The sequence below is a fragment of the Bradyrhizobium sp. SZCCHNR1051 genome, assembly GCF_032489615.1.
Lineage (GTDB): Bacteria > Pseudomonadota > Alphaproteobacteria > Rhizobiales > Xanthobacteraceae > Bradyrhizobium.
In genome coordinates this window covers 211,637-227,026 of the sequence record NZ_JAUEYJ010000005.1, presented here as the reverse complement: position 1 = coordinate 227,026, position 15,390 = coordinate 211,637, and the positions used below count along the sequence as shown (strand labels likewise).

The window sequence follows — 15,390 nt, the reverse complement described above, 5'->3', positions numbered from 1 at the left end:
TCAGCGCACACGGTATGCGTACTGCGGGATCCGTACGCCGATCATTTCCAGGAGCCGGCCCGCGACACGGTCCTGCCAAACGTAGTTTTCCGATCCGACATGGCTGAACATGTCGTGCCGATTGAGATTGGCTTCGCTCAGGTCCTTAGGAAGCGGGCGCCCGACATCGCTCGTCGTGTAGCTTTCGGCGTTCATATTCCTTGGCCGAGTCGGGTCTGAGTTTGGCCATATTGTGCAATATCCGGTGTGGCTCCAATCCGCGACGACGCACTGACCGAGATCCATCAGCAAGACCGCGTGTCCGCGGAGCACCTGCTTGCGCCCGCCACTGCGGAAAACTCCGAACCGAACGGCATCCCCAAAGGAACGCTTTGCTTCCGCAGCCCCATCAGAGCCAAACACGACCCAGGCATTTCGGATCAGCGACGGCTTATGATCGAAGTACGCTTGCCAGAATGCGCGACGATAGCGCCAATGAGACGGTTGGGCGATCTTGTCGAGCACGTCGAAGAATTGCCGTAGCGACTGCTCGGTAAGCCAGCGCTTCAAGATCTCTGCGACATCGTCCATTCCGATCCAACGGCCAGGGGCCACCCTCGGGTCGCCGAACTTGCCGACGAGAAAGCCGACCAGGAGATCACGATCGACGGCGGGCGGGACGCGATCGCCAAACGGGAGAACGACGGCTCGAGCCAAGCCTGCGCTGCAATCTTTGAAAATGAACGTGTCATCCGCTCGAAGGCACCAGCGGCGGATGATTTCCAGGCGACTAGTGGCGCTCGTCACCGTCGTCCCGCAGAGGTGATGCAGCCCGATGTCGTGAACCGTCTTGGCAAAGCCGCCTTCACGCAGTGCGCCGCCGAGACCTGCCGATTCAAGAAGTTGTTGCACGTTCCTTTCCTCGTTTAACGCTGTACGTGCAATCCGAAATGCCCCTTCCCTCCAGTCGAAAATGCCGAATTTTGTTTGTGCACGGTCCCAGGGGCTTCCTGCTTTCGGTGCGAAGGCGGCAAGAACGCCCGCGACGCGATCAAGGCGCGGTCGATCGGGTGCGAAATCGGCAAGGTACGCCGATGCAAGCTGGCGATAGGGTCTCGCCCGTTCCATGCGGGCCACTCGACCGAGTACCGCATCGAGCGCTTGGTCATGCTCGGCAATCGCCGGTCGCGTCGTCCAAAGGCACCACGCGATCTTATTCCAATCGCCGGGAACGGGCTCGTCGCCCTTTCGCATTGATAGAATGAACCGATCCGCCACGGTGTTAAGATCGGCCGTCGGCCTCCTGTCCATTCCTATGCCGGTTGCCGAAAGGGCCGCCGCAAGACGGGCAGTGCGGCTGGTGGCTGGCAAGGGCTGTACCATAAGCCGTCCACCGGCGAGGGCTCCGCGCAAGCTCATGGTGGCGAACCCCGGAGTTCCTGGATCGTTGTTCGCATGCTCAGGAGCAACGCACGCATGTCTTGCAGCCCTGGCGATGGATCCGTGTCCATCACGAAGCGCAGATCGATTCGGCGATTTTTCTTTCGAGCAATGTCGTTGGCCGCAGAATCGACGGGGCGCGTCGAGGAGTATCCAGCGACCGAGAAGATCTCTTCCTGAGCCCTATTGAGCATCTGTCTTAGATCTGGCGATGCCGCCATCAGCTCGCGGTATGTATTCGCGGCTCGATACGTCGAAAATGTCCAGTTCGAATCGTCAGGACCAGTACTATCCGTATGGCCTTCGACGAAAACAGTCTCTAGAGAGGGGGCGCTCTTCTTCGGACATGAGGGGCCGGACTGCGTCATTAGACAGGCCGCATATGGAGGCAGAATACGCCCGAGCACGCGCGCGATCTTATCGACGTTGGTCTTTGCTTGCCCAAAGAGAGTAGTATCGTTTGAGCGAAACAGAACGGCCTCTTCGGTCAGTCGAAGCACGCCGCTGGAGTCGACGACTTCGACGGCCAAGCCTTCTCGACGCAGCTGGATCTGAAGCTCTGTCAGGAGGCGCGAGCGGAGTTGACTTGCCTCCTGAATTTCGTGCATGCGCCGGCTAATACGCGTTTCGAGCTCATCAAGCTTTCGCCCGACCTCCTTGGCAACTTCGATCTTGTCCTGTTGCTCCTGGGTCTTGACTTCTTGCGTGTCTGTCTGCTGCCTGAATGCCAAAGCGAAGCTCATGAGAAGGATGATGAAGATAAACAGCATTCCGACCATCATGTCGGTCATGGAAACGAAATAGTTTTCGCCCTGGTTGAACTCTGACGCACCTGCGTCCTGTTCAAGAGCCATTACAATTCATCCTCTATTCTGCCGCTTGGGCTGGAGGAAACGTTCTGAGAAAGCCATCCATCGTTTCATGCAGCGCTTCAACGCTCTCGTTGAGGCCTGCCACGGCGCTGCTAACTTTGCTCAGGATCTCCTTCGTATGTTCATCGATGTCCTTGACGAAGTCTCGCATCGCTTCCTGATGACGTGATACCTCCGTATGGAAACGGTCTGCCGCCTTACCGAAGTCCTCGTCTACGTTCTTGAAGCGCGCCTCGTACTGGTCCCAGACGCGCCCGATCTGAGTGAGATGGGCGGAAAGCTGTTCCGCGACGGAGCGAGCGGCGTCCTCTGCCACCGACAACGCTCCGACGGAGCTCTCGATAGAAGCTGCCATGCGGTCGGTGGAGTTGGCGACGCGCTCCGAATGAACGAGCAGCGGCTGACTGGCCGAACGGACATCGCTGGCCGCTCGGCCGAAAGCGTCTGCGGTGTCGCGCGAGCGAGCGGTGACGGCATTAATCTGATCCGTTTGGCCGGCAATGGCGCCTGAGACCGCGCGAATAGTGCCCGATAGCTGTCCGATGTCGTCACGCAAACTCGCGACCACTTCGCGCATGCTCGAGAGCACAACCGCCGCGGTCTCTTGGCCTGCTTCGCGCGACACGCGTGCGCTCTCTCGCATCTGTCCGCCGATGTCGGCTTGGAGTGTCGCGAGTCCTGTTCCGAACGCGGAGGTCTGCGCCTCCAGCTTTTCGACGACGCTCGCCATTGCGGCGTCCACGGCTCCGGCGACCCCCGTAGCGGAGCCGCCGAGCGCCCGCGCTGCGTCGGTGACGACTTGGGTCATGGTATCGGCAGCCTTCGCGAGGTTGCTCGAGAAGTCGTTGCCTGAGCCAGCGAGGTCCTTCTGCGTCCGCTCGATACTTTCTCTTAGTCCGGTCAGCGTCCGGGCGACCTCTGTCAGCTCGCGGCCGGCCCCCTGGTTGAGGCTTTCCATAAAGGTACGGACCAGATCGTCGACCCCGGTCTGCGACGTCTGGGCGAGCGTTTTCACGGTGCGATCCAGGGTCTCAGAAATGGGGCTGATTGCATCTTGCATGGCGTGCTGGAGTCGCGGAGCGACGGTATCGCCAAGGCGCGCAAAGAAGCCCTCGCTGTTGATCTGCTTGAGCTCATCGCGCTGGGCCGCAAGCACGTTCAACGAGTCGGCAGCGACCCGCTGCGGCGGCTGGAATATCATCCGCTCTTCGAGCGCCCGCCCAAATCCATTGAAGGCCCCTTCGATCCAAATCTGATATGAGCGAAACAGCAGAGAAAGAAGTAGTGAGGATCCGAGGCCTGCAATCGATGTCGAGAACTTGAACGTGGCGGCCGCCAGCAATTCGCTTAAGGAGTTCGTCATTGCTTCGGCCGAGTGGGCCCCGGTGCTCGCCGCCGCCTTGTTTAGAGCGAGCACCAACCCGATGAACGTGAGCAGCAGGCCGAGGCCGACGAAGAAGCCTGGGATCGAGCCCATCATCTTCAGGCCAAAAAGGTATTCGCGCGCGTCGGCCAAGTTTATGAAGTTCTGGGGACGAACGGTGTTGTGTACAGCGTCGTCCCTGCGGATGGCAGTCTGCTCGAATTGGCGCCAAGCATGTCGAACGATCGCGTTTTGCGCAAGCCTCTCAGAAATGGCGTCGAATCTTGTCGCGAATCCGCGAAGATCTCTGTCCGGGCCGAGATCCCGTTTCGCGGTGTAGAGGGCGGCCCGAAGCAGCAGCACATGCGCAACGAAGATCGCGAATGCAAAGGCGAGCGCGAGCTGAACAATTGCCGAGGACAGTGCGAACGCGAAGCTTTGCTCGGCGACATGGTCGATATCACCGGCACGAACCTCGTTCAAAACGCTATCGACAAGCTGCCAGTTCGAGTACGGCGTTATGTGGGAAACGGCAGTCAGCCCAAAGCCCACGAGGCTCCAGAACAGCAAAAAACGAACTATACCGCTCCACAGCGTTGCTGACGCGAAGACTCTCAACCTGAACCCCCCATCGACCTTTTCAGCAGCTTACGAGTAGAGGGCTTAAAGGACAACCGTTGTTGCGAACATGCGCGTGGCCGCCACATCGGAGGGGAAAACTTCTGGGCCGATATGGCAAGGTATTGCAGGGGCTTACAGGCAGGCCCACCAACAACACGGCCACCGCTTCCGAAGATGGGATCGTCTTTGCTCGGGCCTTGCTATCGGGTGGTCGCAGCTATCTCTGATCCAGCCCACGTGGCGCCATTGGTGGGTCTGAGTCTCAGATAAGTGGCATCCCGTCAGGAGTAGGAGACTGAAAGCAACAGCAACGTATTGTCTCCCCATCTCCGTGCCGCTGCCAAAGCAGTCTCGGATGAAAATGCATCGCATGAAGCCTTCGCGTCTCGCGGGCTTTCACTGGTATGTGGATGCCAAGACGTTGGACAAAAGAGGGACGCCCCCAAGCTATATTTCCCCCCAAAACATGTCGGGACCCGCTTTCTTTCCCGACGGGTTCGTGCATTCTACCTTAGGGAGAGTGTGAGATGTCCGGCGCCTCGGGGGATAGCCTTACTGATCTTTCGCAGCTGGGTGACAAGCGCCTTGCTGAGATTTTTGAGCAGCAAGGTGATGATCCGAACGTTCTCGAAGCCCTGAACCACGAGCTGAAGAAACGAGACAGCGATCAGGCCTCCGAACTACACATGGAGGTGGCGAAAGCGCGCTTCTCTAAGTCAGCTTCTGTAGCCACGGACCCAATAACCAGACGACCCAGGAGCTCGCTAGGCGAATGGATCTGGACATTTCTGAATGCCAGGAGGTTGGCTGAACCCGATCAGCGGCCGCTTTATCGCTATCGGATGACTGATGGCGAATATGAAGACGCAAAGGGCATCCTTCGGCAACTTGCGGCGACGGGTCGTCTAGCGAATCCAGATCGTCATTCAGGTGCGATGTTCGTTTCATTTGGCGCCGAATGGTTCAGGCGTGAATCCAACTCCACATTTCACCGCTGGGATGACCTGGCTCCAGACATTTTTCCCTGGCTTGCCTACTCCAACAAACAGCAATTGACCCTCCTGGGTTTGAAATTCTGGCGCCGCGAGCTCCGGCGAGGTCCGCACGGGCGCGAGTTCTTGCTGACGCTGGCCCTCGAAGGAGGCTTTCCCGTCAGGATTCTAGCCGAGGGCGAACGGGGCTGGCTGAAGGATTACCTTCGGATCATCATGCGCAGGGCGATCGCGTCGAAAGTGAGTACCGAAGACGAGGTTCTCGCGATTGCTGAGGAAGAACGCGGGCGTATGCGTAAGGGGTATCAGCGCGATGAGTTCGTCGCGCTGTGCTCTGAACTCGCGGAGAGCCTTTTGCTGCTTCGGCATATCGCAGAGAATGAAGGTGCCCCCGGCGTCCGAAATACATTGATGCTCGATGCGAAATGCCCGGGCTGGCGCGAGGAACTGCCGATCTATCTCCCAGCTGAAGACGAGGCGCTCGCAGCCGAGCTTCTGACCGGGTTGCTCAACGAGAGAATGAGCGGTCCGGTCACTCACGGCGTCGAGGTCAGGCGCTATCTGGTTAAGAGGGGCGGCGAATGGCTTCCTGCGGTGCAGATATTGGCCGATGGCGAAATTCAGGCGTCGAAATTGCCGGAGCTATCGGGCCAGAGCCGAGCGCGGGTCATTCCAATGGGAGAGCTTGGCAATCACCTCACTGGCGAGCTGGCGCTGATGGAGCCTCCTGTCGGAGAACCTCGGCTTTGGCGTGTCCGTCCCTTCGCGCGGACAGGCAAGCTCCTGACGGGCTTTCCATTCAGTGCACCGGTCAATACGACCGTGACCTCGCCCGATCATGCGCCGTGCCACTGGACTTGGCCAGGAGGTGAAGCCCTGCGGTCTGATATCCTGGTGTTCCAACAGGACGAGGGATCGACACCTCAGGAACCGCTGCTCCGATTCTTGCGGGCTGGCTCGGTGAGCTCGCCGGCGAAGACACTTTACGCATTGGTTCCTGCCGAATGGATTGTGGAGCCGTCCTCTGAGACCTCAGTCACTGAAACATTGATCTCTTCGCTGGGACGCCGGCTCGTTTGTGTCGCTGGAGCGACCTACTTTTCGAGCGGAGATTTCGAATCCAGTCGTTTCAAAGTGGAACCAGATACGGACGGCGTCGACCGTGACCTCGAAATCAGCTCCGTGACGGCGGCGGAGATCGATCTCGCCGATGATCGTTGCGAGCTTGTGCCAACACCTGCCTATGTGCGGATCCGAGAGCAGGGAAGGCAGCCTCGGCCGCCTGTGAGTGGCGAATTGTTCGTTCGATGCCCGGGTGGCAAATGGGGGGCGCTGTCCGGACCCCTCCAGGGAGTCGGCCTAATCGAGCTCTCCTGGCGTGATCCAACTGCCAATTTTCAGATCGAGAAGCGCCTGCTCGCGCTTGTTCCGGGCGGAGCGCGCATAAGCGGTGTTCTGAAGGACGCAGTCAGCGGCGAGCTACGTCTTCAAGGCCTTGCTGGGTGGTCGGCATCCCTTCGGGACGCAGACTGCACCGTTGGGCAGGCGGATGCATCTACACTCTGGTTTCGATTCGCCGGACGCCCGACATATCGTCTTCCGATGCGATTACGGCCGCCGGCCGGTCCTGCCCTTGAGGTGGTCGTTTCGCTCGTCGGCCGCAACGCGGCCATCGCTCTTGCCAACAGCTCTCTCGTTACGCCTGGCTCCCGGATCGACTTCAGCTCGCTACGCGGGGCGTTAGCTATATCACCTCATCGCAAAGGCATTCATCTCGCGCCGAAGGGAGCAAAATCGACTGGACTGAGAACGGATGTCGATGGCGAGCTTCCTCTCGGGACATTGCGAAGCTCGATTGACGAGATGCTTGCCACGTTGCCAGGTCAGGACGACCTCGTGGAGCTCGAATTCATCGGTGACAATCGTCCACCAATCCGAATCAGCCGATATCGACTGGACAAGCTCACGATTGAAGCGGGTATCGTGCGATATTCCCTCCCGACTAATTCTCTGAGAGCTGTCCCAGTCGCGAAGATGATCCTAGATCCGCGGCGAGAGCACGCGCTTGAACCCGAGAGTGATGGACGATGGCGTATACCCGAGCGCTGCAAAGGTCTTTGCATCATCTATCTGCGGGATGGCGTAGACGTCGTATCGCGACCGGTCCCGATCATGCGACCGGGAATGCCCGCGATGTATGGTGGGGATCTGGTATCAACGCTCACGATTGCGGATTTCAACGTTCGTCAACGGGAAATTGCGGCAGCGCTGTCAAAGTTGGCGCGCGTACAAAACAAAAGTGACGACCTCACCTGGTTGCTAGACGTAGCGACCAATCTAAATGGTCTACCTCCCAGCGCGTTTGACGCGTTGAAGCTATTGCCATCAAACCCTGAGGCCTTGGTTTGCCTACTGCTGAATGCTCGCGACGCCGAGGAGCAGGGCACCGTCTGGTCGCTGCAGAATGAGCTTCCGTTTCTCTGGCTCGGCTTGCCCATGTCTGCATGGCAAAGCGCGCTACAGAACGATTACATATCTTTTGCACAAGCGCTCAAAGATGTCTTCGGCCCGGAGAGAGCTGCCGGCGAAGCCGCCGCGCGGCTTCGCCGCCTTCGCGACGAACTGACTGAACTGGAACCAGCCCTTGAAAAGATCTTCGGGCTCGCCGGTCTGTCGGGGACGGATTTAAAGAATTCAAAGGAGACGCCGTCGCTTAGTGACTTGACAAATGGCTATATCGTTTCTCAGTCCAGTCGCAGTGACGAGCCGCAAAATGACTATGCCGACCGATTGCGGTCGAAGGGCCTAAGACTTCCCGGCGAGATTGAAACCAAATCTCATGCGGACTTTGCGGGTCTCTTTGCGCCGGTTCTCCTGGCAGCGAGCGCCAGAGGGAGGATCTCGCTTGATCGCGAGATGGCGCTGCTCGCGCGACGTACGCTCCGCGAGGACCCGGCCTATGTTTCGATGGCCTGGCGCCGTCTGGTCGACTTCTACAGCTAAGAATGGTCCCGGATTGAGATGACGCAGTTCGAAACGCTACACGAAATCAAGCAGCGCTCCGCGGAAGCGATTATCGCACAATCCGGGCTGTCACACGAGGGGCTGAAACGGATCTTGCGCGGACTGCTGTCCGGCGATGATCCGGCGATCGGCGCATTGCTGCAGGAGCCGATGATCGAAGGCGCCCATCCCTTTGTTTCTGTCAACCATACGATGGAGGCCCTAGTAGGGTCATCCCTGCACCCTGACCTGGTGAAGGCATTGGATGGGTTGCCTGATGATCACGAATACCGGTTTCCACGAACGCGCAAGCCCTTTCGTCATCAGGCCGAGACCTGGCAAATCCTTTCGGCCAAAGATCCGCAATCCGTGCTGGTGACATCGGGTACGGGCTCCGGAAAGACCGAGTGCTTCCTATTTCCAATTCTGAATGACCTTGCCGCCCAAGCGCGCGGGACACGGGATCCGATCACAGGGGTGCAAGCGATCATGCTCTATCCCCTGAACGCACTGATTGAAAGTCAGCGCGAGCGTCTTTCAGCATGGACGAGACCGTTCGGCGGGAAAATTCGCTTTTGTCTCTACAACGGAAACCTTCCGTCCTCTGAGAAGGAATCCGAACGTCGGCGCACTCCGGAACAGATTATCGATCGCGTGCAATTCCGCGCCAACCCGCCTCCCCTGCTCGTCACCAACGTGACGATGCTCGAGTACATGCTGGTTCGCACAGAAGACCAGCCGATCATCGACCTATCGAGAGGCGCGCTCAAGTGGATCGTTCTTGATGAGGCACATTCGCTCGTAGGGGCGGCTGCGGCCGAGATCGCCCTGCTCTTGCGTCGCGTACTGCGTGCATTTGATGTTCAGCCGGAAACAGTCCGATTCATTGCGACGTCCGCAACGATTGGATCGGGGGAGAATGTCCGCCAGCAGCTTCAACAATTTCTTGCCGACGTCGCCGGCATTCCGGACGGCCAGGTCCAGGTCATCGAGGGCCTGCGGCAAATGCCGATGCGGCCATCGGGTCAGTTCAGTGGTCGCTTGCCCGCCATTCGTGACGCCGAACCCAATCAGCTCTATGAACTCCTTGGCCGCGACCCGAAGGTTTGGCGCCTGGTTGAGCGACTTTTCAATGGCAGTGTGCCTCTTTCAGACTTCAGAGACGCTGCAAACTCCTACGGTATCGCTGAGGACGATCTCGCGCTGGCCATGGCGCGGGCTGCAAGCACGACGGCGGAAGGAGATCAGGAGCGCCTGGCGCCGATCCGCATTCATGCATTTGAGCGAGCCGTACCTGGCTTTTGGAGTTGCATCAATCCCGATTGCGCGGGTCGTTCTCCGAATTGGCCATTCGGGCGCATCCTGCCTGAGCGCGCCGACCAGTGCCCTTCCTGCGCGGCGCCGGTGTTGGAGGTCGTTAGCTGCTGCGAATGTGGTGAAGCCTATCTTGAGGGGGTTGAATCAGGATCTCGTCTATCGGCGCCGATGCGCACTCCGCCACGAGATGAGTTCGCATTCGACAGCGAGCGCGAAATTGATGCTGGCCGCGATGAGGACGATAGCGGCGACGCTGCCGCGGAAGCTGAACGGGAACCGATTCTGATCGTGGATCGACTCTTTGCGGCGAATCCAACGTCTTCCGCGCGACCGTTCTGGTTGGACAGACGGGGCAATTGGCGCGTTGTGGATGCGGCTGCCGAAGATGGCGTGTCACTGCTCGCAGAGGATCATGGCGGCCCGCGGGCCTGCCCTCACTGCAATCCTGCGGGTCAGGGCGCGTCCGAGTTGATTCGGCCCCTGCGGTTCGGGGCGCCATTTATCCTGAGCAACGCGGCACCCATTCTGCTCGAGGGCATAGAGCCGGCAAAATCAGAAGCAGGAGAGAAATTGCCTTCCGGCGGAAGGAGACTTCTTTCGTTTACCGACTCGCGGCAAGGCACGGCCCGAATGGCAGCCAAACTGCAGGTCGAATCGGAGCGGAACTTCGTACGCTCCTTTATCTACCATCAGGTGCAGTCTTCGATGCAGCCCCCCATCGGGGCAGACGAGGAGCGGGTCAACCTAACAACCGAGATTGAGAAATACGAGGAGGCTTACAAGCAGACGCGCCTGGAACTACTAACGACAGAGATAGCGAAGCGAAAGTGCAGACTTGCTGAACTTGCTTTCGGGAACAGCGATGGCATTTCTTGGCCCGAGCTCGTGGACCGTTTGGCGGCAAGGATTGAGGTCGCCGAGTGGATCAAGGGGGTTTGGCAGGCCCGTGATGAAGAGCTTTTCTCGGCGCCATCTAAGATCGCAGAGTTTCTCCTACTGCGCGAGTTTGCGCGCCGGCCGCGACGGGCCAACTCGGTTGAAGTCCTCGGAATCGCCCGGCTTCGCAATCCCTCCATCGACCGGCTCAACGAGACGCATCTACCTAAAGGCTTTCGGCGCAAGGGAGGGACCATTGAGGACTGGCGAGCCTATTTGGACTCGGTGCTGACCTGGTTCGTGAGGGCGAATAGCGCCGTCTCCATCTCCCGGGAGATGCAGCACTGGATATCGCCGAAGGTCAGGCTAACCTCGCTCGTTGGCCCGGACGCCCAGACCAATGGTGACAGAACGCTTCAAGCTTGGCCGAACGGCTTCTTCCGCGCGTATACTCGATCCCGGCCGGTCGCATTTCTGGTGCAGGGGGTGGGGTTCAATCTTAGCGATCCTGCTGAGAGGTCAGACCTCGACGAGGCTCTTCACGCCGCATGGACGCAGGTCTCGTTCACTTTCGGCGCCGATCCAGAACGGCGCGTCTATGACTTTTCAAAGGCCTATGTTGCGCCAATTGTCGATGCATTTTACTGTCCAGTCACGCACCGCTTGTTGGACCGGGCGCCGTTCGGGCTGACTCCGTACGGCCTCGAAGAGCATGCACCGGATCGCCGAAAGGCTGCTCCCGTCGCTATGCCGCGGCACCCCGAAAGCGTGATGGGACTTGCCGATCTGGGCAAAGCGCGCGAGGTCACTCGTCAATGGATAGCCAGTGATCAAGTTATCCAGGAGCTTAGAGCGAGGGGAGCTTGGAACAACATCTCCGATCGGATCGCGCTGTTTGCCAACTATGCCCGCTCGGCCGAGCATTCCGCGCAGCAAGACAGCGTCCGGCTACGTCGCTACGAGCGGGATTTTAAGGCAGGCAGAATCAACATTTTGAGCTGCTCGACAACGATGGAGATGGGTGTCGACATCGGCTCGGTGTCGTCGGTCATGATGACCAACGTACCACCATCGATCGCAAACTACCGACAGCGGGTTGGTCGTGCTGGTCGGCGGGGGCAAGACGTGGCGATGGCCTTCACATTCTGCAAGGATCGCCCACTGGACAGCGAGGCATTCCGGGATCCACAGACCTTCTTGCGCAGCACGATCGCCGCACCAAAGGTCACGTTGAGCAGCCGACCGATCGTGCAGCGTCACATCAATGCGTTCCTTCTTGGATGCTTCTTCCGCGAGCGCGTCGGCGACGCGCTGAAGATGCAAATCGGTGTCTTCCTCGGTTGTCCGGCAGACCCGAGGGAAGCGCGGCCCTCAAAGTCGGATCGACCTGTCGAAACCTTCATCGCGTGGCTCGAGCAGCCCGCAACAGCCCGAGAACATACGGAGAGTCTGACGATCCTGACCCAGCGCTCGATCCTCGAGGGGGATCAAAGGCTCGTCGAAGATACCAGGAATGCAATTGGCGCATTGTCGGATAACTTTGTCGCCGAATGGAACGGGCTAATAGGTCTTGCAAAAGACGAGGGCTTGCAGGATGCAGGCAGGTCACGGATGGGCCTGGAGTTGAAGCGAATGTGCGGAGAATTCCTGCTTGGCAGCTTGGCGGACCGAGGCTTCCTGCCGGGTCACGGCTTCCCGACCGACGTGGTTTCATTCCTGCCTGGTAAGGAATACAAGCCCCCTCAAGATGCTGCTCAGGACGGAGCGCGCCAATTCCGGACGGTCGGTCCGCAGCGGTCGCTTGATCTCGCTATACGTGATTATGCACCTGGATCGGAGGTCGTGCTTGACGGACTCGTCCACAAGTCGGCGGGAGTGACGCTGAACTGGAAGCGGCCGGCGAGCGAAGAGAACCTGGCCGAGATTCAAAGTCTGCGGCATTTCTGGCACTGCGAGCAGTGTGGTACAAGCGACACTCGACGCGACGGCCCACCAGAGTTCTGTCCATCCTGCGGATCCGAGCGGCCAGCCAGCACAGAATTCCTTCGGCCGGCGGGATTTTCCGTTGATCCTCGGGTCCGGGCGCATGCCGATACCAACATGCTTTCTTTCGTACCCGCGGAAGATCCAATGGTCTCTGCCCGCGATGCTGCATGGCGGACTCTCCCTGCACCCGAACTGGGTCGCTATCGCTGCAGCCGCGAGGGGCTCGTTTATTATTCCAATCGTGGTGGCCCAGGAAAATTTGGGTATGCCATTTGCTTGCATTGTGGCCGGGCTGAAGCCGACACCGACAACAGAGAGGTGCACCCTCCGCCGCGGGCACTCGTTGATCACAAGCCGCTGCGCTATCGAAGGGGTGAAGACTATTGCGCCGGCAATGATAAGCCATTCAGCATCAAGCGTCACCTAGCGCTGGGCCTTGAGATTACCACCGACGTATTTGAGCTGCAGCTGAAGCACCCTATGCGGCGCGCGGTTGCCAACGCGCTTGTGATCGCGCTGCGAGAATCGCTCGCGCAGGAACTCGGCATCGAGGCCGACGAGATGGGATTTGCTGTCGGCCACACCAGGAATGCGCTCGGCGCGGACGCGGTCTCGCTCTTCTTATTCGATCGTGCAGCGGGCGGGGCGGGTTTTGCCGTGGCCCTAGAGTATCTGCTTCGACCGGTTATCGGTCGCGCGGAAAAACTTCTTGATTGCCAAACCCCCGGCTGTGAGCGGGGTTGCGCAGCCTGCGTGCTGACGCCAGATGCGCCCACTGCTCCAGGCGAGTTGGATCGCATTAATGCCCTTCAATATTTGCTTGCCCATCTGATTTTTCCATCAGAGCTCGATATTGATGACCGCTTTACGGACGGCGCCGTCCTGTCGCTCGCCCCGCTCGACGAGATCGACCGCTCGCTCCGTCGCGCGGCGCGCTCAACACTGACTGTCTTCTTGCCCGATCGTAGCGTTCCGGCTGCGATGCAGGACTGGCCACTCGCTCCCCAGCTCCTTCACTGGACGATGCGTGGACATCCAGTGAGAGTGGCAATCTCACCGAGGCTGATCCAGGCTCTAACTCCGGCAGAGAAGCTTGTCCTTCGCGACTTTGCTCTAAAGCACAACATCAAACTCATGGCGGAGGAGCCGCTCACATTCAAAAATGGCGCATGCGCGTTTGCGATCGTCGATACGTTGGGCGACGAAGGTACAATTTGGGCCGCACGTGATGTAGAGCCGCGACTTCCGGGACCTGCTTGGGGCCAACCTGCCAATCTGCCATTGGCGCGTGGACAAGGATCGTTCGTCAAACAATCAGCGCTGATTGATCTCAATACGCTTCTACCCCGATCCGGCTCCCAACTTATTCAAATCGGCTCGGAACTCGACTGCAATCTTGCGGCATTCGGTGCACTCGCTTCCGAAATACTATTCAAGCTACTGGCCAGCAGCGAAATATCGACAAAGTCGGGTATTACTCGTGCTGTGTATCAAGATCCATTTGTTTCGTCCCCTCTCGTCGCGCGTCTGTTGATCGACACCGTCGGTCAGATTTTCGCAAAATCAGGCAACGGAGATGCTCTGCTATCTATTGAAACGCGGCAACCGAGGGGTGGCTCGCGCGGACAACCGTGGCAGATATCGCATGATTGGCTCAGCCCAGCGGACCAGAAGGCCGTGATCGAACTTTTTGGGAAGGAGCGCGGCGTTCGGGTCATATTGCTCCACAGGGACGTTCCGCATGGCCGGTATCTCAGGCTTGAATTCCAAGACGGTCGCCAGGCGACCATTGTGCTGGATCAGGGCTTCGGCGCTTGGGCTCCGCCCAGGAATGTTCCCGTAAGATTTGATTTTAGTGCCGGTGCAGCCGTTCAGTCCAAGAGGTTATCGACTCTCAACGCGATGCTTCAGCGTAGAGGTGTCGGCCAGACTTATCTTGTCGCTGCTTCGAGCTGAGGCAATCAAGCGGCCACACTGGAACTCAAGAGGAATCTCGATCAAGCCGCACAGCTGCGCCGCTGCTATCGACGAACTCGGACGTGGTCTCCGGCTTAGCCTTCCTTTTAGCTTAGTACGCATCCGGTGAAGACCGCAGGCGGGAGTAGCCCGCGCGGATAGACGATTGATCAGAGCGATCAAGCAGCGGCAGGGATGGCGGTGTGCTTCCAGTTCCAGGGCAGCAGGTCTGCGATGCTGCTAGCCGGATGATCGGGCAGTCTGGCGAGCACATCGGCGAGCCAGGCCTGCGGGTCGACGTCGTTGAGCCTGGCGCTCTGGATCAGGGTGTAGATGGCGGCGGCACGGCGGCCGCCCTCGTCGGAGCCGGCGAAGGTCCAGTTCTTGCGGCCGACGGCCACGGCGCGCAGCTCGCGTTCGGCCGCGTTGTTGGTCATGCACAGCCGGCCATCGTCGATGAAGCGCGTGAACACCTCCCAGCGCTTGAGGCTGTAGTCGATCGCCTTGGCGGTCTCGCTCTTGCCGGAGAGCTTGGCGCGGCGCTCGTGCAGGAAGGTATGAAGCTCATCGACCAGCGGGCGGCTGCGCGCATGGCGCGCGGCTCTGCGCTCGTGCGGCGGCAAACCATTGATCTCGCGCTCGATCGCGAACAGGGCGTCGATCTTAGCGATCGCTTCGATCGCGATCGGCGCCTTCTTCAGCCGTGCGATCTCGAAGAACTTGCGCCGTGCATGCGCCCAGCAGCCGACCTCGATGACCGGACCAGGCTTGCGCGATACCTCGTAAAGCCTGTTGAAGCCGGCATAGGCATCCGCCTGCATGGGTCCGGGGCATAGGTCGCAAGATGCGCCTCTGGATCGGTGCCGGAGCGGTCGGGCGAGTAGAAGCGGCAGTCTTTGTGGCGCGCCGCGCGGCCATTGGACAGGAAACCGGCTTTTGGTCGCATTCGAAGTCAAAGACGGGAAGCTACGCGCCATACCGCCAT

At 59.3% G+C, this 15,390-nt stretch carries 5 protein-coding genes and 1 pseudogene; 2 read left to right on the top strand and 4 right to left on the bottom strand.

The features are described 5' to 3' along the window. The 3 genes from QW868_RS07975 to zorA are packed head-to-tail and all read right to left on the bottom strand — an operon-like array spanning position 1 to position 4,272. On the bottom strand, positions 1–1,362 hold the full coding sequence (locus QW868_RS07975; protein ID WP_315768069.1) for an EH signature domain-containing protein: 1,362 nt from the start codon (positions 1,360–1,362) through the stop codon (positions 1–3). A 32-nt stretch (positions 1,363–1,394) separates the two neighbouring features. After that, on the bottom strand, positions 1,395–2,273 hold the full coding sequence (locus tag QW868_RS07970) for a flagellar motor protein MotB (RefSeq protein WP_315715103.1): 879 nt from the start codon (positions 2,271–2,273) through the stop codon (positions 1,395–1,397). 13 nt (positions 2,274–2,286) lie between these two features. After that, a complete protein-coding gene (gene zorA / locus QW868_RS07965; RefSeq protein ID WP_315715104.1) occupies positions 2,287–4,272 on the bottom strand; it encodes an anti-phage ZorAB system protein ZorA in 1,986 nt (661 codons plus the stop codon). A gap of 530 nt (positions 4,273–4,802) precedes the next feature. Between zorA and QW868_RS07960 the strand changes: the two genes are divergently transcribed. Then, positions 4,803–8,270: an STY4851/ECs_5259 family protein gene (locus tag QW868_RS07960; protein WP_315715105.1), complete on the top strand. Its 3,468-nt coding sequence runs from the start codon at positions 4,803–4,805 to the stop codon at positions 8,268–8,270. An 18-nt stretch (positions 8,271–8,288) separates the two neighbouring features. Then, entirely contained in the window at positions 8,289–14,405 is a 6,117-nt protein-coding gene (locus tag QW868_RS07955; protein ID WP_315768066.1) for a DEAD/DEAH box helicase, read from the top strand. Positions 14,406–14,584: 179 nt separating this feature from the next. Here the strand turns inward: QW868_RS07955 and tnpC are convergent. Next, a pseudogene (tnpC, locus tag QW868_RS07950) lies at positions 14,585–15,288 on the bottom strand (IS66 family transposase); the annotation flags it as partial. Positions 15,289–15,390: the final 102 nt, after the last annotated feature.

Coding starts and splice junctions, on each gene's coding strand:
- QW868_RS07975 (WP_315768069.1), bottom strand. CDS start 1,362: ATGGTACAGCCCTTGCCAGCCACCAGCCGCACTGCCCGTCTTGCGGCG.
- QW868_RS07960 (WP_315715105.1), top strand. CDS start 4,803: ATGTCCGGCGCCTCGGGGGATAGCCTTACTGATCTTTCGCAGCTGGGT.
- QW868_RS07955 (WP_315768066.1), top strand. CDS start 8,289: ATGACGCAGTTCGAAACGCTACACGAAATCAAGCAGCGCTCCGCGGAA.
- QW868_RS07970 (WP_315715103.1), bottom strand. CDS start 2,273: ATGGCTCTTGAACAGGACGCAGGTGCGTCAGAGTTCAACCAGGGCGAA.